Annotated in this window: 1 pseudogene; it reads left to right on the forward strand. The window is 59.7% G+C overall.

The window, feature by feature from the left end:
- Positions 1–136 (forward strand): annotated as a pseudogene (locus IHE57_RS16865) (integrase catalytic domain-containing protein); the annotation flags it as partial.
- Between the last annotated feature and the right edge of the window lie 447 nt (positions 137–583).

The following is a 583-nucleotide window of genomic DNA, read 5'->3' on the forward strand; positions in this document are numbered from 1 at the left end:
TTCCTCAACCAGTACGTCATCGAATGGGCCGGGTCGCGGGGCATCTACTTCACCCGATCCAGGCCGTATAAGAAGAATGATCAGGCCACGGTCGAGTCGAAGAACAACCACGTCGTCCGCCGCTACGGGTTCTACTACCGCTATGACACCGACTTGGAAAGACGCGCCCTCAACCGACTCTGGCGCCTGGTCAATGATCGGGTGAACTACCTGATGCCCACGATCAAACCCACCGGCTACTCCTCGACAAGGAACGGGCGACGCAAACGGGTCTACGACGCCCCGCGTACACCCTTCGACAGGCTCCTTGACGCCGGTGTCCTGTCGCCGAAACAGGTGCAGGAGATGACGGCGTATCGAGACAGTCTCAACCCGGCGAAGATCGCTGCCGAGATCGCCCGGGTCCAGGACCGGCTGCTGGTTCTCTCACGCGAGAAGACCGAGCAGTTATACCTGGCATCGTTCCCGTCAGCCCTGCCGGAGGTACGCAAGGGCGTCAGGGTCAAGACCGGATGAGTTTCGCGGGCAAAACCATGTGAGGCATCGACTACTTTTCGCGGGCATATTGACATGAGGCATTACG

The organism is Brevibacterium renqingii, assembly GCF_017808105.1.
Lineage (GTDB): Bacteria > Actinomycetota > Actinomycetes > Actinomycetales > Brevibacteriaceae > Brevibacterium > Brevibacterium renqingii.